Source organism: Vibrio sp. 2033 (assembly GCF_033339735.1).
The window spans coordinates 169,164-195,023 of record NZ_JAWOVC010000001.1 but is presented as its reverse complement, the minus strand read 5'-3'; the positions used below and the strand labels follow the sequence as shown (position 1 = coordinate 195,023).

General features: G+C 44.5%; 21 protein-coding genes. 8 read left to right on the top strand and 13 right to left on the bottom strand.

What is annotated here, in order from left to right:
• Positions 1-15: 15 nt before the first annotated feature.
• Entirely contained in the window at positions 16-2,238 is a 2,223-nt protein-coding gene (locus R7P74_RS00815; RefSeq protein ID WP_225472890.1) for a TonB-dependent siderophore receptor, read from the top strand.
• Positions 2,239-2,280: 42 nt separating this feature from the next.
• Here the strand turns inward: R7P74_RS00815 and R7P74_RS00810 are convergent, their stop codons facing one another.
• From R7P74_RS00810 to R7P74_RS00785, 6 genes are all read right to left on the bottom strand, one after another.
• Positions 2,281-2,829, bottom strand: coding sequence for an MSHA operon transcriptional regulator (locus R7P74_RS00810; protein ID WP_054576911.1), 549 nt, complete (start codon positions 2,827-2,829; stop codon positions 2,281-2,283).
• Positions 2,830-3,080: 251 nt separating this feature from the next.
• Positions 3,081-4,856: an ABC transporter transmembrane domain-containing protein gene (locus tag R7P74_RS00805; protein ID WP_047102215.1), complete on the bottom strand. Its 1,776-nt coding sequence runs from the start codon at positions 4,854-4,856 to the stop codon at positions 3,081-3,083.
• A gap of 3 nt (positions 4,857-4,859) precedes the next feature.
• The gene (locus R7P74_RS00800) at positions 4,860-6,599 is read right to left on the bottom strand and encodes an ABC transporter transmembrane domain-containing protein (protein WP_025998567.1); all 1,740 of its coding nucleotides are present in this window, start codon (positions 6,597-6,599) and stop codon (positions 4,860-4,862) included.
• Between the two features lie 271 nt (positions 6,600-6,870).
• A complete protein-coding gene (locus R7P74_RS00795) occupies positions 6,871-7,362 on the bottom strand; it encodes a type II secretion system protein (protein ID WP_005377704.1) in 492 nt (163 codons plus the stop codon).
• Between the two features lie 204 nt (positions 7,363-7,566).
• Positions 7,567-8,910: a sodium/glutamate symporter gene (locus tag R7P74_RS00790; protein ID WP_318122520.1), complete on the bottom strand. Its 1,344-nt coding sequence runs from the start codon at positions 8,908-8,910 to the stop codon at positions 7,567-7,569.
• 426 nt (positions 8,911-9,336) lie between these two features.
• Positions 9,337-10,215: a LysR family transcriptional regulator gene (locus R7P74_RS00785; protein WP_053350570.1), complete on the bottom strand. Its 879-nt coding sequence runs from the start codon at positions 10,213-10,215 to the stop codon at positions 9,337-9,339.
• A gap of 103 nt (positions 10,216-10,318) precedes the next feature.
• Between R7P74_RS00785 and R7P74_RS00780 the strand changes: the two genes are divergently transcribed.
• Together R7P74_RS00780 and R7P74_RS00775 are read left to right on the top strand one after the other, a co-directional pair.
• Positions 10,319-10,606 carry a putative quinol monooxygenase gene (locus tag R7P74_RS00780; RefSeq protein ID WP_005389066.1) on the top strand — a complete coding sequence of 96 codons (288 nt, stop codon included), beginning with the start codon at positions 10,319-10,321 and terminating at the stop codon, positions 10,604-10,606.
• Positions 10,607-10,617: 11 nt separating this feature from the next.
• Positions 10,618-11,595, top strand: a complete 978-nt coding sequence (locus R7P74_RS00775) for a Gfo/Idh/MocA family protein (RefSeq protein WP_262634171.1) — start codon at positions 10,618-10,620, stop codon at positions 11,593-11,595.
• A 90-nt stretch (positions 11,596-11,685) separates the two neighbouring features.
• Here the strand turns inward: R7P74_RS00775 and R7P74_RS00770 are convergent, their stop codons facing one another.
• Positions 11,686-12,372: a DNA-3-methyladenine glycosylase I gene (locus R7P74_RS00770; protein WP_005377694.1), complete on the bottom strand. Its 687-nt coding sequence runs from the start codon at positions 12,370-12,372 to the stop codon at positions 11,686-11,688.
• A gap of 86 nt (positions 12,373-12,458) precedes the next feature.
• Between R7P74_RS00770 and R7P74_RS00765 the strand changes: the two genes are divergently transcribed.
• The gene (locus R7P74_RS00765) at positions 12,459-12,653 is read left to right on the top strand and encodes a hypothetical protein (RefSeq protein ID WP_005377692.1); all 195 of its coding nucleotides are present in this window, start codon (positions 12,459-12,461) and stop codon (positions 12,651-12,653) included.
• Between the two features lie 85 nt (positions 12,654-12,738).
• Here the strand turns inward: R7P74_RS00765 and R7P74_RS00760 are convergent, their stop codons facing one another.
• From R7P74_RS00760 to R7P74_RS00750, 3 genes are read right to left on the bottom strand one after another with little or no spacing between them, the layout of a single operon-like run.
• A complete protein-coding gene (locus tag R7P74_RS00760; RefSeq protein WP_137281968.1) occupies positions 12,739-15,549 on the bottom strand; it encodes an Hsp70 family protein in 2,811 nt (936 codons plus the stop codon).
• 55 nt (positions 15,550-15,604) lie between these two features.
• A complete protein-coding gene (locus R7P74_RS00755; protein WP_225472899.1) occupies positions 15,605-17,569 on the bottom strand; it encodes an Hsp70 family protein in 1,965 nt (654 codons plus the stop codon).
• Positions 17,569-18,201 carry a DUF2760 domain-containing protein gene (locus R7P74_RS00750; protein ID WP_017634945.1) on the bottom strand — a complete coding sequence of 211 codons (633 nt, stop codon included), beginning with the start codon at positions 18,199-18,201 and terminating at the stop codon, positions 17,569-17,571. The genes R7P74_RS00755 and R7P74_RS00750 overlap by 1 nt, the downstream gene beginning before the upstream one ends.
• A 291-nt stretch (positions 18,202-18,492) precedes the next feature.
• Here R7P74_RS00750 and R7P74_RS00745 point away from each other — a divergent pair, with 291 nt between their 5' ends.
• Together R7P74_RS00745 and R7P74_RS00740 are read left to right on the top strand one after the other, a co-directional pair.
• A complete protein-coding gene (locus R7P74_RS00745) occupies positions 18,493-20,034 on the top strand; it encodes a sensor domain-containing diguanylate cyclase (protein WP_005377686.1) in 1,542 nt (513 codons plus the stop codon).
• 83 nt (positions 20,035-20,117) lie between these two features.
• Positions 20,118-20,648, top strand: coding sequence for a 3'-5' exonuclease (locus R7P74_RS00740; protein WP_005377684.1), 531 nt, complete (start codon positions 20,118-20,120; stop codon positions 20,646-20,648).
• A 242-nt stretch (positions 20,649-20,890) separates the two neighbouring features.
• Here R7P74_RS00740 and R7P74_RS00735 read toward each other — a convergent pair whose 3' ends face one another.
• The 3 genes from R7P74_RS00735 to R7P74_RS00725 all read right to left on the bottom strand — a co-directional run bounded on the left by R7P74_RS00735 (position 20,891) and on the right by R7P74_RS00725 (position 23,818).
• Positions 20,891-21,331, bottom strand: coding sequence for a tellurite resistance TerB family protein (locus tag R7P74_RS00735; RefSeq protein ID WP_017820644.1), 441 nt, complete (start codon positions 21,329-21,331; stop codon positions 20,891-20,893).
• A 189-nt stretch (positions 21,332-21,520) separates the two neighbouring features.
• Complete coding sequence (locus tag R7P74_RS00730) at positions 21,521-23,461, bottom strand: alkaline phosphatase D family protein (RefSeq protein WP_033905249.1); 1,941 nt, start codon at positions 23,459-23,461, stop codon at positions 21,521-21,523.
• A gap of 9 nt (positions 23,462-23,470) precedes the next feature.
• The gene (locus tag R7P74_RS00725) at positions 23,471-23,818 is read right to left on the bottom strand and encodes a hypothetical protein (RefSeq protein ID WP_213886725.1); all 348 of its coding nucleotides are present in this window, start codon (positions 23,816-23,818) and stop codon (positions 23,471-23,473) included.
• Between the two features lie 235 nt (positions 23,819-24,053).
• Here R7P74_RS00725 and R7P74_RS00720 point away from each other — a divergent pair, with 235 nt between their 5' ends.
• Together R7P74_RS00720 and R7P74_RS00715 are read left to right on the top strand one after the other, a co-directional pair.
• On the top strand, positions 24,054-25,358 hold the full coding sequence (locus R7P74_RS00720; protein WP_318122517.1) for a MipA/OmpV family protein: 1,305 nt from the start codon (positions 24,054-24,056) through the stop codon (positions 25,356-25,358).
• A 62-nt stretch (positions 25,359-25,420) separates the two neighbouring features.
• On the top strand, positions 25,421-25,810 hold the full coding sequence (locus R7P74_RS00715; RefSeq protein ID WP_318122515.1) for a hypothetical protein: 390 nt from the start codon (positions 25,421-25,423) through the stop codon (positions 25,808-25,810).
• The last annotated feature ends 50 nt before the right edge of the window (positions 25,811-25,860 follow it).

Genomic DNA, 25,860 nt, shown 5'->3' with positions numbered 1-25,860 from the left:
CAAAAAGGAGAGAATATGACTCGGCAGTTTATGCTGACACCAACGTCGATGGCGGTTGTATTAGCTGTATCAACGCCAAATGTCTTGGCTCAGGAAGATGAAAATATAGTTGTGATTGGACAGCAGCAAGACAGTGCAGTTGGTCCAGATTTTAGTTATCTCGGAGCGAAGAGTCGGGCAGCGACGAAAACTGATATTGCCATCAATGAAACCCCAAGAGCGGTATCTGTTGTTACGCGAGAACAAATGGATGATCGTGCCTCTATTAGCATTTCTGACGCGCTACAGTACACACCAAGTATTCAAACTAATTATTTCGGCGAAGATAACAAGCAAGATTGGTTTATTATTCGTGGTTTTAAACAGGCGAACAGCGGGCTGTATCAAGATGGTACCCGTTTATATTCTTCTGGTTTTTATAGTTGGCAAATAGATCCGTTTGCTTTGGAAAGGGTTGAAGTTTTACGTGGTGCAGCGTCTGTTCTTTATGGGCAAAACCCTCCTGGTGGGGTCATCAATGTTGTCAGTAAGCGACCTCAATTTGATGGGGGGTCAGGACTTGTATCTTTGGAGTACGGTTCTGAAGACCGTAAACAACTTTCTCTTGACGTAAACTCTGAGGTGAGTGAGCAGCTAGCTTTCCGCTTTCAAGGGTTAGCGAGAAAAAATGGGACGAGAATTAGTGGGGTAGAAGCAGAGCGCATTCTTCTCTCTCCATCGATGACGTACAAATTTAATGAGGCGTCTGAAATTACCTTTCTAACGAGCTATCAAAAAGACGACTCAGATCCTTATCTGCAATTTTTGCCAGTTGAAGGAACGTTAACGCCAAACAAAAATGGAAAGATCAGTGATAGTTTAGCGATAGGCAATCCTAACTGGGAGACGTTTGAGCGTGAGCAGGTGTCTTTAGGCTATGAGTTTTCTCATGCATTTAATGATACCACTTCATTTATTCAAGCAGCTCGTTACAGCGAAATGGATGTTAAGCTAAGACAAATGTATTCGTACGTTTACTCGGCTGATGTGCCTGCGTTGGGGCCGGTTTTGGACCCATCAAATGAACGCAAAACCATACTTCGGGGTGCTTCAACAGAAGATGGGTCATCTGATGCTTTTAATATCGATAATCGTTTGATGCACCAAGTAAATTGGCGAAGTGTTGAGCATAACTTGATGTTGGGCATAGATTTTCAAATGATCAGTATCGATGGTAAAGATTTTGCCAATGACCCTATCGTTGCTAATGGTAATGCATTATTAAACACACCAATGGGAGCTTTGCCCGATCCTAGGTTTAATGTATTTAATCCTACTTATTCGGATAACATAATGTTACTCGATCCGAATACGCTACAACCATTGAGCGAAACCGATAAACAAAGAACGAAAATCGATAATCAGCAGCTCGGCGTCTACTTTCAAGATCATATGCTGATCAACGATAAATGGGCGATGTTATTGGGCGCACGTTACGACGATACAAGTAATGAAGTACATAATGTTACCACGGGTGCTCGCACGAAAGTCGATCATGGAGAGTGGACGTTTAGCGTGGGAACGGCTTATATTTCTGATTCTGGCTTCACGCCATACTTTAGTTACTCTCAGTACTTTGATCCAATTATTCAAGAAGACAGCAATGGTAAGCCAGCGAAGCCTGAAAGCGGTGATCAATTTGAAATCGGTATGAAATACCAACCGGATTCATTTGATGGTTATTTCAATATTGCAACGTATCGGGCAACAAAAGAAAACTTGGCTCGTATCTACTTGAGTGAATTAACGCAAATAGGAAAAATAGAAAATAACGGCGTTGAGTTTGAAGCTGTAGCTAATGTGACACCATCCTTAACATTGATCGGGAACATTGCGTACGTTGATGCAGAGATAAAAGAAGACATCAATAAGGCATGGGTTGGCAAAACACCTTCCCAAGTGGCGAATACCGTGTCATCAGCTTGGGCACATTATCGTTTCTTTGATGGACCTCTTGATGGCTTTGCTGTTGGCTTAGGCGCGCGCTATACAGGTGAGTCATACGGAGACAATGAAGAGAGACTAAAAGTACCAAGTTATTTCTTAATGGATGCGACGGTCAGTTATCGAATCGGCGATTACAAGCTACAAGTCGCAGCTAAAAACATCGCGGATAAAAAGTACATAGCGACATGTGATGGTTTTTGTTGGTATGGCGACCGACAAAATGTTATTGCAAGTTTAACTTACGACTGGTGAGTTAACGTATAAATAAACACCCCTAACTTTAGGGGTGTTTATTTAGAAATCGGCTTTACGGACAAAGTGCGGGTTTTTGTACTTTTTCTGCGGGCCAAACGATGATACGACAAGTTTGTTCCATAACGTTTTGTCAAACTCACCCTTTGGAATCGAAGGGTAGAGGGTTTCCTCTTCTTCTCTTGCAAAATTCATATATTGTTTCTTTTTAATTTGATTGTACTTTTTGGCGATCTGGTTATGTTTTCTTACCCACTCCAGCTTGTAATTGTGGAGCACTTTTTCACCTTCTTCGAGAGTCATTCGAGATAGGAACAGTCGCTTGTATGAGACCTTTCTGTCCAGCATTGTGCGCATAACGGTTTGGATATATTTACCGTGATGCGTAATGGTAATGTCGTTTTCATCAATAGGAGTGACACACCAGCCTTTAGGTAAAAAGTCTGGCTTCTTAAATTGCTTATTACGCTCCATTAGCGCCTGATGTAAAACTAAATCAGAGGTGCCGCGGAACGTCTTTTGCCATTTACCGATACGAATTTGAATCGAACCAGGCAAGCGATAGATGTTAGTAAACTTATCTTTGTCCATGGACTTGTGTCATGAGATTAATGTGCATAATTAGAAAGCGGAATTCCGTCCAATGCCACAGGCAGTAGACTTAAGTACCGTACGATTTTACAACGACCTTGCGCGATATAGCGAGGGGTTATGTCAATAATAGGTAAGAAATAGAAAATTAGTTCACATTATGAAGAAATTGGAAGCTAACAAGGCTAAATTTTGAAGTTACACCAATTATGCCCATGCCAACTAAATAAAAAGAAGGCACGGGCATAAAATCACACCGCTTCTTCGAGTTGCTTGGTGTCTTCTTCAATCTGTTGTAGATGTCGGTTTGCTTGCTGTAACTGATACATTTGAGCATAACGACCATTTTGCGTTAAGAGTGCTTTGTGTGTGCCTTTCTCGACTAACTCCCCATGATGAAGAACAATGATTTGGTCTGCATCTAGGATAGTTGAAAGCCGATGAGCAATAACAACGAGCGTCATGTCTTGTCTGAGTACCGCCAAGCTCTTTTGGATTAAAGCCTCTGTTCCTGAGTCAATATTTGCGGTTGCTTCATCTAATATCAATATCTTAGGTTTTACCACAAGCACACGTGCTAACGCCAAAAGCTGTTTCTGACCTGCAGATAAATTAGTTTCGCCTTGACCTAACTGCGTGTCTAGCCCGTTAGGGTAACGATGAATTTGTTCTGCCAAACCTACCTTGTCTAACGCATCCCATATTTGATTGTCATCAACCGCCCGACTGAGAGAGATGTTTTCTCTGACTGAAGCAGGGAGAATATGTGGATCTTGTTGAACCATTGCCACATCTTTGCGAAGTACGTCTTTCCCTAATGTTTTAAGTGGACGACCATCTATGAGCAGTTCACCACATTGCGTTGGATAAAAGCCCATTAACAGTGACGCTAATGTGCTTTTACCGCTTCCCGTATGCCCGACAAGCGCGATAAAGTCTTGGTGGTTGGCCTTCAACGAAATGTCTTTTAGGACGTCCTGTTTACCATCGTAGCTAAATGTGAGGTCTTTAAGTTCGATAGCACCTGACCTTAATGGTTGATGATCGCCCCCGTAAGTTTGTTCTTTCGCATCAATCAATTCAAAAACACGTTCGCTTGATACTAACGCCTGCTGAAGTAGAGCAAGTTGCTGAGTCATCTCAATTAGTGGTTCAGTAACTCGCGCAAGATAACTGATAAATGCATACAGTACCCCCACACCAATCAACTCAATACCATTAAAACCAAAGATCGCAACCAAGCAAAGCAACGCAAGACCAGCGAGTAAGTCCATTAATGGTCTTAGCAGATAGCCGTTTAGCCGAATCACTCGTTTAGATGCCACCAGATGCTCTGCGGTTAGCTCGTTGAACTGTTTATTAAAACGCTCTTCTTGTTGCATTAATTGGATGACACTCATCCCTTGAATGGATTCACTCAGATTCGCATTTATATCGGTCAATAGGTCACGCATCTTTCGGTAGCTTTCTGTACTTAGCTGTTTAAACAAGTACATAAAGCCGATGACGATCGGCAGCAATACAAGCACAACGAGTGTGAGCTTCCAACTCATGAAAAACATAACGCCAAGCATTACGACAATCATGACCACGTTTTTTACCACGGTCGCGATCAAAAGCTCATAAAATTGCTGTAAAGATTCCGTATCGTTGGTAATTCGCGACACCAATTTTCCAGCAGGCGTGTAATCAAACGCAGATAACGGCTGCTTAATCACGCCAGAAAATACTTGCTTACGAATCGCTTTGATCGTGTTAGCCGCGACAATGCTAAATTGCAATGACTGAAAATACTGGAATGTTGCCGATACGATCTGAAGAGCGATATAACCTACTGCTAGCGAAATCAGAACACTTTGTGAATAGTCACCTTTAGCGATGTGCTCATCAATGAAATATTGAATCAACCAAGGGCCGCCGGCGCTAGCTAACGCTGCAATAAACAACAAGGCGAGTCCTTTAATCATTGGCTTTGGTTGAGATAATGGGTAAGACATTAACCGTTTAAACGTGCTGGTCTGGTTCATTCATTATTCCTCCATCGCCTGCTCTAGTTTCTGATACTCGAACATCTCGGCGTACCAGCCTTTATGCGCTAATAACGCGCTATGTTGCCCACGTTCAGTAATGTGTCCGTGATTCAATACAATGATCTCGTCTGCTGCTTCCAATGCGGTGAGGCGGTGCGCAATAACGATTAGGGCTTGATTACGGTAGTATGTTTCCAAATTCTTAAGGATTTGATGTTCGGTCCGTCCATCAACAGCGGAAAGTGCATCGTCCAAAACCAACACTTGAGCATTCAGCAGCATAGCGCGTGCTATCGCAATACGTTGTTTTTGCCCGCCGGAGAGTGTAATGCCTTTTTCACCAACTTCTGTTTGATAGCCTTCAGGAAACTTTTCAATATCGTCATGTATACAGGCTAACTTTGCTGCTCTATAGACTTCTTCTTTCTCTGCATTAGGGTTGCCTAGGGCAATATTGTCGAAGATAGATTTGGAGAATAGAAACGGACTTTGGTTAACGACAGCAAAACGGTTGCGCCACTGTGGAAGTAGGGCATCCTTGATCTCGACATCACCGAATTTAATTGAGCCGTTTTCTAAATCATGTTGACGCAAAAGTAGCGTTAACAGGGTCGATTTTCCGCTTCCTACCGGCCCTGCAACTCCCAACATTTTTCCGGGTTCCAGTTCGATGTTTACTTCCGTCAAAGCGGGCGGTAAATCACTAGACCAATGGAAATCGTCGATATCAATTTTCAACGGAAGTGGTTTATTTTCTATTGGCTTATTGCCACTGATAATTTCTGGCTTTTCATCAAAGATCTCTTGTAGTCGGTTCCATGCGGCAGAGCCTCTTTCTAAAATGTTAAATAGGAATGCGAATGCCAGCATCGGCCATATCATCAACCCTAAATACATCGTAAATGCGGTCAGATCACCAAGCGTGATCTCACCTTTATCAACAAGGTAAGCACCAGCAGCGACACTAAGAAGGAAAGAAAGACCGATGGTTAACTGAATTGCCGGGTCAAATCTAGCATCGACTCTTGCGACAGCGATGTTCTTTTCGCCAGTATCATCCACAACCTCTTCAAAACGTTGCTGCTCTTGGTTTTCTAATCCGAAAGCACGCAGCATTCGCACGCCATTAAGTGACTCTTGTGTCATGTCTGACATGGTAGAAAAGGCTTCCTGAGCGACACGAAAGCGTTGATGTAGGATACGCACAATAAAGAAGATGATGATGGCAAGAAATGGCATTGGAAGAAGCGCCATTACGGTGAGCTTCCAGCTTACTTGCGTTACCATAATGATTAAAACCGCAATACCAGTGATCAAAGAGTCTGCGGCGGTTAAAACCCCTTCGCCGGCTGTCATAACGATATTACGCACATCATTAGTGCCACGAGCCATCAGATCCCCCGTCTTGTAACGTTCAAAAAAACGAGGTGGCTGTGTCGATAAGTGCCTATATAGACGGTTACGTAGAATGGTCCCGAGTTCCCAGCTTGCGCCGAAAAGCCAAATTCGCCATAAGATGCGACACCCATAAATAGTAAAGATCAGTACAGTTAACCCTGAGAGCCATAGAATCAGCGTATTTGTATCTAAAGTGTTGTCTACGACACCATCAACGATGATGCCAACTGCTTTGGGCGGAACAAGCTGTAGTGCTGATATCACAGCGAAAAGCAGAATGGATCCGACATAGTGCCTCCACTTTTGTTGGAAATACCAACGTAGCTGCCAGAATATTCTCATTGCGCCTCCCGCTTTAAATTATTGAATTTGTTATAGAACTATTATTGAGCGAAATGATGAGTTTACAAGCACAAGTTATAGGCGGGTTTAAAAACGATAGATTGTTTCAATTATAACCATGTGTCGGCGCAAATTACTGGTTTTATCTCTATGAGCTAACTGTGCGACGACATTATGTGAAATAGTTGTTAATGGTGGTTTTGGAGCCATGACCTTGCAATAACGATGAAGACACCAAAAGTAAAAGTGTTACTGCCACTCTCTATGGGAATTAGCAATCGTCAGTTTGTATTTTGTATTTCACTTGGCCACCAGGAGTTTCTGGGTAGTAAACTTCGACATAACACATATGTTCTGGACCAACAGGCTTGTTTGCAAAACCAATAAGGAAGTAGGGTTCGTCTGGGCTGTCTACCCCATACCAAGTGTTGATAGTGAGTTGCGGATCAAAGCCCGCTAGCTCTTTTGCTGGAATAACATTTTTGATAAATCCAAAGTAACCAATTAGGTCGTTATGGCCGTCATTATCTAGATCAATGTTATATTGTATGCCGCCATCTACTGTCTCTTGAGATTGAATCACTGCTTTGGTGTAGACAAAGTTGTTGGCGGTCATGAGTGCTTCTCTGGCTCCATATAGAACCGCAACTCTGGCATCTTTTTGTAAGCCAAGAAATTTAGGAAATGCAACGACGCTTACAATACCAAGAATGATGATGCACACAATGAGTTCAATAAGAGTAAATCCTTGAGAGCGACGCACAGCCTTTCTCCATGTTTTAGAAACGAATAGGCGGCTATTCTGATATAGAAACTTTCAGGTCAAGTATTAAAAAAGAATGATAGTAAGAGATCGGGATTGCAAATCTCAAATATAAAACAAGTTGCTTATTTTCGAGATGAGGAGTGATTTTGATAAAAACCAAGGAATGAACTCGAGAGGATAAAATCCTCCCGAGTAAAGCGACTAAGATTCGTGTGTCAGAGCACTGCTGTTACGTTTAAAAATGAATCGCCAAATAAATAAGACAATTGCGATGTAACCTAATCCTACACCAAGCGCTTGCCAGTGCATGCCGTTATACATCGCGATTGGCATCAGAGAGATGATGAAGATGTCAGTGATTGAGCCAGGGACATAAGCGATGGCGTAATCATCAAGCACCTTGCTACGCATTTTTGGATCAACAATGCGAAGCAACGCAATACCCATGGCAACTGTACCGGTTAACCAACCCCAAGAGAAAATGCCTTTCTCGAACCAATCTTCGCCCATGATACGTGGGGCAACCCAGAAGATTAGCCATAGTGTGAAGGCGATACCGCCGATTGCAAGCACTACCATCGGCATTAAATACTGGGCTAAGACGGTAATCTTGATGGCTGAGATACCAAAGATAATCAAATAATCGGTACTGATGCCCGCAGCGTGTTTGAATGCACCGTCACAAAGATAGCGTGAAGCTTTCGTTTGTTTCGCGACGATTCGCACGAGCATGCCGCCAAGGAAGCCAGTTACGAACGTAGGGATTTGTACCTTATCGTGGAAAGAAGATAAGTAGTTAGCCGCTACATACGAGAAAGCTGTTACCACTACAACCAACGCCGCGTGAATCGCAAAAGAATCAACCGACAGGGAAGACATGGTGTCTTTCATTACCGGTTCTTGATCATCAGGCTTAACAAGGCCTTTGCGTTCGTGTTCGTCCATGCTGTCGAAGGTCGTAAAGCTACGAATCCAACCCATCTTCAATGCGAATTGCAGCATGAGCATGCCGACAGAAATCGAGATGAAAATACCCACGGTTGCGAACGTTAAGCCAAGTGTGAAGCCATCTTCCCAGCCAAGCCCCGTGAAGATTTCACCAACAACAGATGCAGAGCCATGTCCGCCCATAAAACCCGCAGACATTGTCACACCAAAGCCAGGATTAATCTCTGGCCAGAAGAAGGTTGTGAGAACTAGACCAAACATTGCCGCAAACAACCACTGAGAAACAGAAGCGATTTGGTTAAACACCCACAATGAGCCAGCACGCTGTGCGACGGTTTTAGGTGATGGAACATCCGTTGCCAGACCTAACGCAGAAAAAAGTGCAGCAGTTAATAGGCTTGCGTTAGCGGTAAACGTATCGGTCCAAGGCAGTACGTCTAACAGGGCTGGTCCAAAAATTAGACCGAATAATCCTGCGAGAACCGCCGATGGAATGTACATACGCTGTAGTAATGGCGCGTGAACGCGAATGACTTTTGCCAAAATCAATAGTAAGCCAGCGATGGCTAAGTCAGTCAGCATTAGACCTTTAGGCATCTTATCCTCCAGTAAATGCAGTCAAGGGGTAGCGTCCTTGTGACCTACCTTGAATAAAAATCTCTCTCAAGCCAAAAAGCCACATACGTGACTAAAAGCGTTGAGAAATCAATGTCGTTTTCATAAGCAAAGGAATGTGCTTATGCAATTTGAAATGAGTGTAAATGTTGTGATTGCACACGAACAGGAAGAGAAATTAGATTAAATTTCTCGATATTTTTTTGATAGCTCACTCAGGAAAGGCGGCAATCCTAGTCACTTTGTCAGAGCAATGCAATTGGTGTAAATCAATAAATTATGCCTAGTTAATGGGTGTCTCTGACTAACAACATGAAAAATAAAGACAATTAACAAGCAATAATATTTGTCATATCGACAATAAAAGTTAATTAAATGGTTAAATTGTCGCCGCTTTATGGGGTGACGTTATGGATTCACATGAGAAAGAATAAAATCGACCAAGGTACGGTTTTTAAGGGAAAGCTGTTTTGAACGGTAAAGCAGGTGGATCGGTTTTGGCTTGGGAGCATGTTGCTGGAGAATTTCTACCAAGGCACCAGATTGGATTTCCTGTTCAACTAAGATCTTTGGTTGCAGAAGAACACCAGAGCCTTTTAACGCGGCAAACTTAAGCACATCGCCATTGTTAGACGTTAATCGGGTGTTGCTGTTTCCAAAGGTATTAGATGGCATGTTCACCACTTGTTGGCTTTCTCCTTGGTGATACTGAAACCCCAAACAATGATGATGTTCAAGGTCATCAAGCGATTGGATAGGGGCATGTTGCTCAAGGTAAGAGGGTGAGGCGCAGTAAGTCATGTGGTATTCACCCAATTTTCTCGCGACTAACGACGAATCGACCAACTCACCGATTCGAATAATCACGTCAGCTTCGCTTCGATATGGGTCAATCAAATTGTTGTCCAACATCAGCTCAACGTTCAAATCGGGAAATTCAGCTAAGAAGTCAGCCACGATGGGCGCAATGACCTTTTTGCCATACGTGACAGGGCAGTTAACTTTTACAGTTCCGGTTGGACGGTTGATCAGCGTCTGGATCAGGTTCTCTGCGTTGGTGATGTCTTCAATAATGCGGTGGCACTCTTGGTAGTAGAGTCTGCCAGCTTCGGTCAAGGACTGTTTACGCGTGGTGCGATGAATCAGCTGTGTACCTAAGCTTTGCTCAAGAAAGCTCACGTGCTTGCCAACCATAGTCGGTGAAATATCAAAGTGGTGTGCAGCATTACGAAAGCTGCCGTGTTCGACCACGTAAGCGAAAACTTTCATGCTTGTTAATTTATCCATTGCACACCCAGAGTTGATAAAGAAATAACTACAGCAGAGTTTATCAATCAAATGAGGTTAATTACAGTGGGCGTATGATTAAGAATGGAGAAAGAGATCCATCATGAGCGAGACGATTTTTGTTACCGCCGAACTGAAAATGAATGCTGATAAGCCAAGACAACAAGTGGTTGAAGCCATTGAACAATTTTGCCTTGATATGCAAAGCGAAGCGGGGTGCTTGCAAGCGAATGCGACCTACGATTCTAAAGATCCACAACGTGTGATTCTTTGGGAGCGATATGAAAACCGCGCCGCGATTGAAGCGCATTTTGCTATGCCGCATACACAAGCGTTTATTGCGGCTGAAATGGCAGAGTTAGTTCAAGCATTCGAAACCCAAGCTCAATAGGAGAGGCGAACATGAAATGGGGTATTTTAGGCACAAGCTTTATCTCAGGTGTCATGGCTGAGGCAATCCAAGGCGATGACAAGAGTGAACTGTACGCGGTTGCTGGGCGTTCGGAGCAGAACTTAAAGGCATTCGCTGAGCAATATGGCATCGAGAATACGTTCACCGATTACGATGCGTTGATTGCCGACGAGCAAGTCGACATTATTTACATCGCACTGCCAAATCACCTTCATCATGACTTTATCGCAAAAGCGGCTGAGCAGGGCAAAGCGATCCTGTGTGAAAAGTCACTGTCGGTAGATATGGAAAAAACCGAGTTGGCACTAAAAGCCGTCGAAACGCACAAGGTATTCTTTGCTGAGGGTTTGATGTACTTACATCACCCATTGATCAGCGAGTTGGTTTCTGTGCTTAAATCGGGAGAGATTGGTGAACTTCGCTCCATCCACACGTCTTATATTGCGTCGATTGCGCAGTTTGTTAATCCAGACAGTAAAGGTGCTTTGTATAACTTAGGTTGCTACCCAATGTCATTGGTGCATTTGGTGGTGAAAACCATGTTGGGTGAACAAGCCTTTGGAAACCGCTCTATGACGGCGATTGGTCGACGAGGTAACGATGGGAATATCTGTGAATCGAGTTTGATGATGCAATTCGGTGAGCAACAAACGGCGAGCGTACACACCGCCGAAGATCATGGATTGAAACACCAATTCACTATTCTGGGTAGTAAAGGCAGTATTACGTTAGACTCGAATCCATGGCTACCAACGCAAGACAACCAGTTTAGTGTGGAAATTTACGAGACGTCGAAGCGCGAGGTGTCTGTATCGGCAGCTGGAGACGCTTTCTTCTATCAAGTGCGCAATATTCGCCAAGCGGTTGAAGCAGGGCGTACATCGTTAGAGAACCCTTGTGCAACATGGGAAGACTCTCACCGTATTATGCAGCTACTGACTGAGTGGGAATCACTGGCTTCAAAGTAAGCCTGTGTTTAGGTGAAATAGACCAATGAAAATAAAAACGGCGCACTAACAATGATCAGTGCGCCGTTTTTATTTTGTGTTCAGTCTGGATTAAATGCGATTATCGCCGGTGCTGAACGCAATGATTTGGCTGATCTCAGACAGGCTTCTGCCACTTTCTTGCTGCCATTGAACAAACGCTTTGTTGGTTGCATCGAGCGATTTTTTCGTATCTTTGCCACCTTCAATGATCTTGCAATTGCGCAGGTAAGCTTCAACGTCGCTAGACAAGATAAAGGTATCAACGCCCATTTGACGAAGTGTGTAAGGACCGGTATTGCCACCTAGGCGATTACCGCGTTTCTTCAAATACGCCCATAGGTCGGTGATTTTCTCTTGCGGCCAATCGGCAACCATTTTGCCAAACGAGCCGTATTCGATTTTTGCTTCGTGGATCATACGTGCGTTGGCAGGGATCGACATGACTTTAGTGAGGTGGCGAATAATGCGTTTATCTGTTGCTTTGGTTTCCCATTGCTCATCCGACAGCATCAATAGCGGCTCAATCTTAAACCCAAAGAACACTTCTTCGAAGTTCGGCCACTTGTTGCGAACCACGCTCCACGAAATCCCACTTTGGAATACTTTCATAGAAAAAGCGGCCAGCCAACGGTCGTCGGGAATCGCTGCCAGCTCTTCTTTGCTTAGTGGATGAGACAAAAGCGCTTCAAGTTGATCTTCACCACCTTTACGCTCGGCAGCGCGCTGATAAATCGCGTCAAATTTTTCGATACTCATAAAAGAAGTTAGTCCTAGTTTATGTCGATATTTGCGAAACATACTACGCTTAAGTGGCTGAATCGTAAATTGATGGAGTGTCACAAATGAAGAAGGTCACATTAACGTTTGTCGGAGAAGGTTCGGATCGTATTGCGGAAAAATTCTATGCGTGGATGACGGACGGTGGGTTAGAAGACAGCATGATTGAGAATTTATCTGACCGTGAAATCTCAGTTGTTGGCATCAGTGATATGGATAATGAAACGCGTGATGTGGTGATCAATACGGAAATGAACTAACGAGTCGTCTTTCGTCAGCTATTAGAATCAGATAAAACAAAGCCCTTCACGAGAAGGGCTTTGTTGCGTTTATAAGCGTGAGAGCCTAGTTATTTACCAGGGTCAGACCGCTTGGCAGTGCATCACCGAAGATACGCTTCGATTCGCTCTCAGATAGCTCTTTGACTTCTTCAACCAATGATACCCAAGACTCAGGTACCTTGCTTTGCTTCAACTTAGCCAGTACCTGTTCACGGTAGTCGTCTGAGATATCGAATAGGCGGTCACCCGTCTTACGACAAATCATTACAGCTGCAAACGCGATCATTGGCTCTTTCTGCCAGTTCTGCTCTAACAGCTTAGGCAACCACTGTTCCGCTTGTTCACGAGGAACGACGTTATGCTGACTGCCATATAAAGGCGTCCGTGATGCCAAGCGGCCCATTGCCCACCAGTGTGCTTGTTCGAACTGGTTATGGTTGATGGCTTTGCTCAAGAACCACGTAGCCAATAGAACTTTGTCTTCGACTTCTAGATGCTCTAGAGAGGCAGACAAGCGAACCATCGACTCGTAACCCATGTCTTGCGCTGCTTTGGCGGATTGTGGGTTTTTCATCGCGCCAGGGTGTAGGTATTTCGCGATGTCCGCCAAGATGGTCTCTTGTTGCTCTTGGCTCAAGCCACCTGCGATACGACGCCAGAACACCCACCAGTCGGTCCAACCTTGATGGTTCTTAAACTGAATGTTTTGTTGGTAGAGACCCCAAACTTGCTCAATACGCCATGAGTCGGTTGGATCGCCAAACCCCGGACGCAGTGCAAAACCTGCCAAACGAAGCCAGTTTTTCTCGTGTTGTTCAGAACGGCGACGACGCTTACGACCTTGTGCAAAGGTATCGAACAGTTGACGTAGGGTCGTGAAATCCCATTCATCACGTTTGCCAAGTTTCTTCTCAAGATCTTTGGCTAAGGTTTTGATCTCTTTGCTTTCTGCGCTTTTCTTGTTACCGCTGTAAAGGCGAGCGATCAGCTCTTTACATTCGTTCAGTTTAGGGTGAAGTTTAACTTGCTCGCTGTCATCGGTTTGCTTGTTACGAACTTCGAATTCCAGCTCCCAACGTTTGTTATCGTCTTCTGCGCTGACACATTCCATCTTAAGCGTGCCGACTTCGGTCAACTGACACGCCAGTTGTACTTCTACGCGCTCTTTCTGGTTGGCTTGTAGTTCAGCGCCTTCACCTTCAAGGGTGGTGATATAAGGCGGCAGAGGAGCAAATAAGTCGGGGTCAACGTCCACCATCACACCGTTTTGAATGGCGGTGTTATTGGTTAAGGTGTCGTGGGTGGAAGTCAGCAGGTTAAAGCGAACGGGTTCACCCAAGGTAAGCGAGAAACGACGACCACTTAAGCGGATCTCGTGACCTTCTTCTGTCCCTTTTGCAAGCAAACAGAGCGCTTTGCCCATCTTGTTCTTTTCTTGAAGGTGCAAGAAGTAAGAACGCGCTGCACCACCACCAATTTTTAGCTGTGCACCACGACGTGCTTTACCAAACGCAACAGCACCTAGTGCAACAGACCAATCTGGATGTGGGTTATCTAATACCGTAACCGGAGCGCCGCGCCAATCGGAAAGGAGGGTAGTGACTCGCTCAGTCACAAGTTCACTATTGAACACACCACCGTTAAGTAGCAAACCTACCGGAATTGCATTTTGTTTTTCGTCTTCAATGCCGAGAGCGGCACGAGCAACTTGTTGGTGCTGAGTTAAGAACTCGGCAACGTGCTTGCTCACCGCTGGGTCAGCAACGTATGGAAGACCAAACTCGACAACCGCGCTGCGGCGTTTGTCCGGCACTTCACTGAAATCAGAAAGCGGGAAGAAGCCATCTAAAGCGATTTGGTGCACTTCTTGTTTGCTCAGCCCAATACTCTTTGTTCCGCCAAGAAGTTTCGAGCCGCTGCCCAGCATGGTGATTTTTACTTCTTCAGGTGCGCTCGATGAAAGTAGGTTTTCTTTCGCCTTGCGAGTTTGCTGAATCAACTTAGTCAGGCTTGCGGCAGTGAGCTTCTTACTTTGGTTGAAGCGGCTTTCTGCAAGGTGTGCTAATGCTAAATCGAGGTTATCACCACCCAGCATCAAGTGTTCGCCAACGCCAATGCGGTCAAGGGCTAGCTCATCTTGAGAAGAGAAACTGGCTTCAATCAAGCTCAAGTCGGTAGTACCACCGCCCACATCACACACCAGAATCAGCGGCAACTCTTTGAGTTCATCAGCAGCGGTCTGCTGGTGGCGTGCGTACCAGTCGTAACATACGGCTTGTGGCTCTTCGAGCAGGACGATTTTCTTTAAACCTGCCAGCTGTGCAGCTTCAAGCGTGAGCTTACGAGCGGTTTCATCGAACGAAGCTGGAACGGTCACAACCACATCTTGGTCTTCTATCTTATTGCTAGGGTGACGGTAGTTCCATGCTTGACGAATGTGGTTGAGGTAGCTTGCGCTGGCAATAACGGGTGAGACTTTATCTACGTCTTGCGCGCCCGCCCAAGGAAGAATGTCTGAACTACGATCCACTGCTTGGTGCGATAGCCAGCTTTTAGCACTGGATACTTGACGTCCTTCCACCTTAGCGCCTAATTCACGAGCCCATTCACCCACGATCACATTACTAATGTCGCCAGATACAGGTTCGTTTTCCCAAGGAAGTGTTAGGTCAGAAGGGGAGATTTGACCAACCGCTGGGTGATAGCGGAAAGAGGGCAACAATGGCTTACGAACCACTTCACCCGGACCAATCAATTGGTCGATGTCGAATAGGGATACTTCGGATTGTTCAAGGTTGTCGGTAATTTCACAATACGCCACCACAGTGTTTGTGGTGCCAAGGTCAATACCAACAAGAAAACGAGGAGATGCCATACAAACCTTCGTGTATTTAAAAACGGCACCCGATTGGATGCCGTTTGATTTCTATTTATTCTTCTTCGTTTGAGTTGCTTTTCGCGTCTTCGCGCACATCGAACTCAACATGCCATTTTTGACCGTTATCAGCGGCAATGGCTTCTAAGTAAAGCGTACCAAGCTCAGTGACGCGAGAGGCTAGGGTTACCGGAACCACTTCGCCTTCACGACGACCTTCAGATACAGGCAGCGTTACTTGGATCTCTGGAAGCTCTTCAAGCTCTTCTGGTGCCCAGTAGTCTAGGTGAGTACCTGCTAGGTCATCACGACGAACCGTTGAGCCAAAGAATTGGAAGTTAACCGGCTGACCGATGATCAAACCAAACTCTTGGCTTGGTACGTCAACGCTGGAACCTTCTTCCATACCAAATGGTGCAACGCAAAGTGCTTCCATTGGAGGCGCCATGCCAGGAATCGCAGGCATCGCACTTTCGATACCCACGTAGTACGCCGAAGCAATACCACCACGGATACGAACGCCTTGACCACGACGTACAGAGCCGTAGTAAGCCGCACCGCTAGCAACCGCAAGGTCTAGATCCACACCTGTTAGGCGCTTCGCCATTTCTGCATCTGCTTCAATTAACCATTCGTTGATCGTGTCTTCTAGACGAGTTGCTAGAAGTTTCGATTTCAGAACACCACCGTTGAATAGGATTGCCGTTGGCTTGATGAAGTCAGCCGATTGCGCTGCATCCGAACCTGGCATACCAGGCATGTTAGCGAATGGGTTGAAATCTTGAGCTGCTGCTTCTGCGCTATTTCCTGAAGCAGAAAGAGCATTGGCTTGCTTAGACAAGAACGCTGCAATGTGACGAGTAATGCCTGCATCTTGTGCGTAAGGCAGACCCATTTGCGTTAGTGCACCACGGTTACGTTGAACAGGGTGGTCCGTAATCGCAACTTGAGGGAAGAAGCCGTCAACCAGTGTTTGTTGTACTTCTTCTTGAGTCAGTTCTGTTTTCAGCGTTGCGCCAAGCAGTTTAGAACCACGGCTTGGTACTACGATTGGCACTGACTGAAGTTCGCTGTCGTTCAATAGCGCTTCTTTCGCGTCGCGACATGCGTGTGTCATTGCCTGCACTTGCCATGGCTGTAGCTCTTTGCCTTCTTGCGCTAGCTTCATCTTCAAGCGGTACGCAAGTGCAAGGTCCATGTTGTCACCGCCAAGTAGGATGTGTTCACCTACCGCGATGCGGTTCAGAGTTAGGTTGCCGTCGTCTTCGGTTACTTCAACCAAAGAGAGGTCGGTTGTACCACCACCGATATCGACCACAAGTACGATGTCGCCAACTTCAACTTCGTCGCGCCATTTGTCGTTGCTGTTATCAATCCAGTTGTAAAGCGCAGCTTGTGGCTCTTCTAGAAGCGTTAGGTGCACAAAACCAACGTTGCGTGCTGCTTCTGCAGTTAGATCGCGAGCAGCAGGATCAAAAGAAGCAGGAACTGTAATAGTTACGTCTTGATCGGCAAGGTTGTGATTTGGATTGGTGTGATTCCAAGCATCTTTTAGGTGCTCTAGGTAAAGCTCTGTCGCACGAAGAGGGGAGACTTTTTCCACTTCTTCTGGGCTACCTGCTGGCAGGAAAGCATCACGACGGTTCACACCTGCGTGGCAAAGCCAAGATTTCGCACTTGCAACAAGACGAATTGGTGTTTTTGAACCTAGGTTACGTGCAATTGCACCAACTAGAGCTTTTGGCTCGCTCGACCACGGAAGAACGCGTGATTGCGGGTTCATTTCGTGTTCGTGCGGCTGGTAAAGGAAAGAGCCTAATTGGCTGCGAGTCTCTACCGTACCCGGCGCAGTCAACTGCGGGATAGGCATCACTTCAACGCGAGCGTCTTCGTCGTGAGTATCAACAAAAGACATCACACAGTGTGTTGTACCTAAGTCGATACCAACACTGAATTTAGGCGTCTGTTGAGTTTCAACAGACGCTTCTTGAGAATGGTTTTCTTGGTTCATGTGTTCCATTACAGCTCAACCTCAGCTGGAGCGATCACAGATGCGTCGTAGTTCTCAGCCAGTTTAGGCAACGTCATTGATGTTGCCTTCCAACCTTTGTGAACTAGCGTGCCGTTAAATGGCGCGCTGCCTGTTACGTTGCCAGTTAGGCGGATTTCTTGTGGGTTGAAGCCTTCTTCAACCGTAATGCGAGTTTCTTCGTCTTCGTTACGAACGTGCGCTAGCGTCACGTAGTCGTTCAGTACTTTCTGACCGCCAGTGTGGATTACGCGAGCAGCTGCGCCTACTTCTTCATCAGAGAATGACGTTAGGTCTTCTTTTAGGAAGTCAATCAGACGAGCTTCTTGTTGCATGATAGAAAGCAGCTGCATTGCAGAGTCCGTTGATGCGGTTGCAAGTTTTGATTCAACTTCTACAACACGCTCTACGACTTTCTCTACTTCCACTACTTTTTCTACTTCAACGATCTTCTCAACTGGTTTCTCAACCTCGACGATTTTCTCGACTGGTTTTTCTACCACTTTCTCGACCACTTTTGATTTGCGCGACACTGCAACTAGAAGAAGCAAAACGCTCGATGCGGTTAGGCCAGCGTGAAGCATATCGAACGTTTGAGGAATTAGGTTCAAATCAATGTTCATGACGTTTTTTCTCTTTCTATTGATTTATTGGTGCTCAGTATTGGCTCATATTTGTTCACTAAAACGATCGTCTTTGCGATCTTGCACCAAGTTTAGACATTAAAATGATGACGGATGGTAGCATATTCAAGGCTTAAGGCTGTAATAATTCGTGACTATACCGTACGAACAGCGTGAAAAATCGACGATCAGACTCCCCAATATAGGTTGTTGCTTGATGTTTGTGCATTGCTAACGCAGTATTTCAATAGATCCCGAAGTTTAACTTACGGAAGTATCAAAAATTACGATATGACACAAAGCACCGCTCATAAGAGCTTTATAAAACGACATTCAGACTCTATCTTAGCTTTTTTGGCGACTTTATGTGTCACTGCTGGTGTAGTTGGTGCTGCTTATACAATGCAGCAACGGTATACACAGACGACGTTTGATACTTTAGCCGACCGACAAGCAGAATCACTTAAAGCAAACGTCGAGAATGATCTAAAGTTCATTGGTGCGGGCGCAAACTTTTTCCATTCGATTGAGCGAAGCTATTGGCCATCGTTTCCCATGTATGCGGAACAAGTGATTAACAGCTCGCGAAGTCTCATTGGACTTCAATGGATGCAAAAGGTCGAATTCGAAGATCTTGATGAACATATTTTAAAGACCCGTCAAAAATTTCCAAACTTCCAACCGTTTACCGTTCCTAAAGATGGTCCCAAAACCTACGGGTACATTTTTGAACACAATGAGCCAATTTTTATCGCGTCGGATATCTACCCAAGAACACCGGAAAACCTTTCTCTATTGGGTTTCTATTTTTCGCGCAAACGCTTCGATTTAATCTTGGATGATATTTCCGAAAATGGGCGAGCGAATGTCTCGGATAAAGTTCGCTTACTGCAAGATGGTTATGACAAGTCCATACCTAAGACTGGGTTGCTGGTGTTCCATCCAGTGTTCGACTTCGAGAACAAATATTTATTAGGAGTAGTGACCGGTGTTATCCGAAGTACGGTTTACTTTGAGGATTTGATTACGAAAACCGCGACGGAGCTCGATATGTCGGTGCGCGTAGAAGATTTGGGATTCGACGCAGCAGATGACCCTGTTCTCTTTCAAAGTGCTAGCTGGGATAACATTCGAGGAACCGTTATAAGCCGAACCATTCAACTGCCTAACCGTGAATGGCGTATTGACTTTAAACTTTCTGACGCAGTCTCAGCTTGGGAGCGTTCTATTTTAGCGGGCACGACGCTAGCCGGATTGGTAATCGCCTTTTTGATCAGTTGGATTGTGAATTTACAGTCTCGAGAAAAAGAGCGCTTAGCGGTCATGTTGGAGCTCAAAACCGTTGAATTAAAAAGAATGGCAGAGCGAGACCCTCTAACTCAACTACTGAATCGCCGAGCATTCAACGATCACTTGCTTAATCAGATAAACAAAGGTGTTAACTTCGCCTTGGTTGGTTTTGATATCGACCACTTCAAAGTGATTAATGACAAACACGGCCATTTAGGTGGAGATGAAGCGTTGCAACATGTCACTAAGCTGGTCAGTGCTAATTTAAAACCGGGAGATAAGTTTTACCGCGCTGGTGGTGACGAGTTTTGTATTATTTCTAAAGTCATTGATAGAGCAGTGCTAGAAGCTTACCTAGAAAAGTTACGGAGTGTTGTGGCAAGTACGGCTTTTGATTATGGTGATGCGTCAATCATCTGTACGTTGAGTATCGGTGCGGTTATCCATAAAGAAGAAGATCCTGAGAGCTTGTATCACAAAATGGACAGTCAACTCTATTTGAGTAAAAAAAACGGCCGTAATAATGTGTCGATCGGCGATTAAATGGGCGCACAAATTCGAGTTTTACGCCGTGTTACGATAGAATCGCACGCTTTAAATTTTTATGTTAGGAACCAAGGCAAACTATGAACCATAACCGTATTGTATGCTTCGATTTAGAAATGTGTTGCTGGAACGAAAATGGCGTCGGCAGCACGGGTGAAATTATCGAAGTGGGGTTAGCTGAAATAGATTTGTCTAAAGGTGAGATAGTCAAGCGTGCTCAATACTACGTGAAACCAGAACACGATGAAGTGTCTCTGTTCTGCGCTGAGTTAACGGGCATCACACCACGTAAGATTGAAAAACAAGGACGCCCACTAGAAGAAGTGCTTAAATCCATGGTTAAGAACTTCGGTGGTCGCAACAAAATCTTTGCATCTTGGGGGCGAGATGACCTCATTCTTCTAGAAGAGTGTAAGCAAAAAGGTATTGAAGCACCGTTCACAGAGTTCATCAACTTAGCGACACTCTACCGTATTCAAAATCGTCTTAAAGATAAACGTATAGGCCATCGAGCCGCTCAAGAAGCAAAAGGAATAGACTGGGAAGGGCGTCAACACTCTGGCTATGTAGATGCATACAACTTAGCTAAGCTTGCTTTGACCATGTTTTAGTTATTCGAACCTAGCTAGCTTGTAATTAAATTATCATCCAACCATTGTTGTTTTGCCATGCAATCTGTTTAGTGTGGAAAGAGCTAAACACATACCTTGACCAGTACTTTAAATAACAATGTCGTTGGCTTATTGAAAAACGCGCAGAGAGCGCGTTTTTTTATGGCTACAGAAGCGATATCTGTTGTCATTCTAGGGGTAGCTTAGAGTTAGCCAGCGACTTATATACTCATCTCGTTACTTTACTGAGACTGTAACTTCGCTCGAATGAACTCGCTGTGATCAACATAGAGTAGCTCTGCTGTTTTACGGATCACCGCGTCTTCTAGCGGGTCAATTTCGCCGTCTGCGTAAGCGACTTCCCACATGCTTTTGATTAAGTTGTAACGAGTTTCTTGAGTCAGTTCTCTTAGTTGAGAGGTAAAGTCGTACAGCGAAGCGGAATCTTTTATTTTCTGTTGCGCTTGCTCTAACAAAGTATTTGATTCTTCTTCATTTAACGAAAGCAGTTTCATCAATAAAGAGCGCTTTGTTTCTTGTTCTCTATCATCGACACTATGGTCTGCGCCAGAAACTTCACAAAGCAAACACGCGATAGCCATGTTAGGGGAAAGTGTGTTGGTTTGGCTTAAATCAGAGCCATCAATGAGTTGTTTAAATAATGATGTGAGAGAATTAAACATAATGAACACCGAGCTATTGTTTATTTGGTTAACATGGTAATAAATACGGAAGATCTCAAGGTGCGATACCAAATTTAGCACGCCGTTGACATTTAAGAACGGCCACTTTCTCCCCAAAAAACCTAAACTCCTGAGTTAGTTCAAGGTGACTTGCCTCTTACAAAGGGCAAGTCATTTTGGGATTGATACTCAGCTTTCAGCACGTGTCGGTGGAAAATGAACTTCGTCACCATCACTCGTCAGAATACTAATTTGACTTGGTTTGCCTTCATCATCAAGGCGTAGCTCACCAATGGCACTATGGTTAACCAAGCGATAAAAGTTGTGCGTACTTGGTGCGCGTTTGTAAATCTTGAGTCGTTTACGTTTTGTGAACCAGTTTAAAGGTGAGCGAGGGCTGTATAGCAGTCTATCTAGGCCATCACAAATATTGAGCAGTTGTGTAGGGAACTGATTTTTAATTCCACTACAGGTGATTTGATAGATATTCGGACTGTTTTTTCGATAGCGGAGCTTAATATCGTATGCAAAAGAGTAGTGTACGTCGCCAGAGAGAATAACAAAGTTAGTTGGTGTCTTTGTGTGTGTGAAAATACTAATAAGAGTATTCGCACTTCCGGGGTGAGCCATCCAGTTTTCAGCATCAACCATCAATGGTTTACCAAGCATGGTCACCACACGTTGTAGTGCTTCGATAAATTTCACACCAAACATTGGCGCGGCAGAAACAATAACAACCTTGTCTTGATGCACGAGCTCCTGATGGAACTCAATCATCGCTTCCCAGTCCATTAAGCCAGAAGGTTTGTTCATTTTAGACTCAGAACGCCAGCGTCTGGTTCGTGTATCTAGCACGACAACTTTTGGTGTCGTAGGAATGGTGTAGTGCCAATTCTCAAAGCGATACAAATATTGAATAAATGCATCTTGGGTTTGCGAGGTTCGCTCATCGATAAAGCGTTGAGCGAGGCTCATAAATTCATCATTGAATTTTTCTGGCGCATTTCCCCAACCTTGGCAAAGCCAGTAAGCAATCAAGCTATTACCGATAATGCGTTTTGCAAACGTGTTGCTGTATGCGGCTTGTTCCCAGCCTATGGTGAGATTCCAATCGTCGGTGACATCGTGATCATCAAAAATCATATAGGTTGGAATGTGAGCGAGTAAGCGTTGAACCTTGTCCAGACCTGCGACGAATTTATCAATTTGTTTTTTTTCTTCGCGCCATTGCTGCTGCCATTTGGGTTCAAGAACTTCTCCGCCGACAGTAAATTCGTTTTCTAACAAACGATCCGTTCGAACAAGCTTCCACAAGGTCGGAGACCAAACCAATAAGTACATTGCAAAGCACTCAGCAAAGCTTATTAGGTGATTCTCACACTCTTTGGCGCTGAATATTGGTGTCCCTCGGTGTGGAAAAAACTTACTTAGTAAACTGTCATCACTCACATAATGAGGCAACAATTTATCTCGACCATAATAGCAAGCAGGGTGTTGGTAGAGCTCATTGGTATTTTTTATCGGAGCTTGATCGAATTCTTCGCCTGGCAAACCCAATAAAGCTATGACTTGCTCAATGGCATCGAGAGTGGGGCCTGCAACATGGTCTGCATAGATTTGATCACCACTCATGATGAGCATATCCGGTCTTTCTTCAATGGATTGAGACGCGATTTTATGATCCGCAGCGACCAATGTATCATCACTGAAGTGATGGGGATTACGGCAAGAGCCATGTAGGAGATAATCCGCTTTTTCACTAACGAGGAACTCAATACCCAAGTTTGGCGTATTATCTCGCTCATAAGTCAGGTGAGGGAGCAGTTCCGTCACTAATCCATATTGCGTTTTTATTTGATAGCGTAACGCTTGATGGGTTGGAAACTCGCCTTCTAATTTAAGTAAGCAACACCACGCATTGAGGCCGATTTGAAGCTGTTCTTTTTGTTCACTTAAAGGGGCTTGATAAAGGATGGAGGCATTTTCATCCGTAATTTGCACCATACCCTCCAAGCGTTGGGTGGTGACTAGCCAAATATTGATTTCAGTTGCGGTCACTTTACGTAGGATCGGACCTGCAACGACAAGAGGAAGTGAAGAAATTTCAGTCGTGTTCATCAATGCTGGCAAAACGGCTCCTTATGTGTCAGCTTCTTCTAATATTTCGATAACTTGCGAGCTACTAAGTTCATGTCCCATAAGGAACAAACCAAGCATCGCATCGGCTTTTGACGCGTTATCACTGTCTTCATCCAAAATTTGCTGAAGCCGAGTTCTAATTAGGTCGATTTCGTGTTCGACGAAGCCACGCCCTTCTTCGTCACCTTGACCATCTTCTGGTGCATTATCAAAGTGCAAAAACAACATGTCACCATCGAGTTGAGTCCCTATCAACCTCTCTGGCAGCCATGCTTCTCCCATCACAATGTCTGGGTCTGTGTCCGCAGGTAAATGATTCAAGGTAGAGATGAGTTCTGATGCTTTCACTTTTTACTTCATTATGTTTGATTTAGAACTAAGCTAGAGTTTAAGCGCTTGTTGTGATGGTAAAATATTCGCAAACAAGCTCACCTAGTCGTGCAATATTAATATGATCTTGGGACTCAAACTGTCACGAGGATGACAACATTTGCCATTGTAACGGCTATCATCAGCAGAACATAAGCTTTTAATGGCAAATCATTGATGTTTGCCTGCTTCTCAACCAACATTTTTCGAACTCATGAAGAGATTAATTCTAACAACACTCGTTTTACCTTTGGCTGCGGCAGTTTCTTCTGCGCATGGTGCAGAAGAACAAACGTGGGGGATTGCTGCGATGTATCGCACAGCATCGATTCCGTTTTACACCGCCGATAATGACTCTACGGTGAGTACATTTGTACCAATGATGTTCTTTGAAAACGAACATGTGTATATCAATGGCATTGAAGGTGGCGCTTTTTTGTATAACGAGAGTGATTCCGACTGGCGTGCGAGCGCACTCATGCGATTGAGATTTGTCGATGTTCCCATGTCGCTACAAAATGCTAATGAAGGGGACAGAGTCGATTTCGGTGGGCAAGTGCGTTATAGCATTAACGACAATTGGCGCGCAGAAGTAGAGTTGATGACGGACGACGAACTCCAGTTTCACTCTAATTACCGCCTTGCTGCCAATTATGTATTTGGGGATTGGGAATTAGAGCCATCGATTACGATTCGATACAAAGACGCTGATTTCAATAGTGAATATTATTCCTTTAAGGATATTACTGGCGAGAGAATTGGAGCTGGACTTGACACCAATCTTGGTATTAAAGCGCGTTACCATGTAACTTCAAATTTGTATTTACTGGGTGAGACGAGTGTTACTCGCTTAGATGATAACGCCTACAACAGTCAGCTTGTAGAAGATCGATATCAGGGAGAAGTGTTTGTCGGTTTTGGCTTTTTCAACGATAAAAGCAAAGTTCCGAAACCGACACTGAGCAATAAAGCATATCTACGTATTGCGCATGGTTGGGCGACGCCTTCGAACATCGGTGAAATATTTAGCTTTGAGAGAGAAAAAGACCCATACGACAATCAACTTACTTCATTGTTTTATGGGCATCCATTAACGGATGAGCTGTTTGGTTTTCCTCTTGATATTTATTTAACGCCAGGGTTGGTTCATCACTGGTCGTCCAGTGTTCAGTCTGCGAGCACAGAATACGTCATGGCGATTAAGGCTTATTATACGATTAATTGGCCTACGACTTGGCGATTTGGTGTAGCGGAAGGTGTGTCATACATTGATAGCATTACCTATATTGAAGGCACAGAAATGGAAGACAAGGGTTATACACCAAGCAAGTTGCTCAACTACCTAGATTTCTCGTTTGATGTCAATGTAGGCGATCTCTTCAACCAAAAGAGCTGGAACAATATGTGGGTGGGCTATTCATTGCATCACCGCTCGGCGATTTTTGAAAGCGCTTCCCAGTTTGGGCGAATTAAAGGTGGGAGCAACTACAATACTATTTATTTCCAGTTCGAGTTTTAGCGCATCGCGAGATGCATATAGGTCGGATTTGCAACTGACTTATTTATCGCCCATTATGAGTAATGATGAATAATACTATGCTGCTTTCAACGAGAAATTTCGTATATCGTGCCAGAGTTAAGGCTGTTTGTGATGCATCTGATGAATCGGATGGCATAAGCACCATGAGTATCGACTCCTCATTCAATCTTCAAATTGAAGCGATAAATTGTACCAACGCTGAATTTGCCAAACGCTTTTTTGCCATTCACGGAGAAGGGCACTTGGAGGGCGATGAATGGTTGGTGTTGTACGTCAACTCTCTTGACGTTAAGGCGGGAGACAATATAGAAATCCGTAGCGATATCGCGTTTAATGCGATGATCGAGAACATGATATGCGAAGCTGAGCGGTCTTTAGAAAAAGTCTACCTCGATGCAATACGTAACTTGGAGAAAGTGAATCGTTTTTGACGATGTAAGCGACCCTATAAACACGATCAAGGCATCTTGATCTAAAAAGG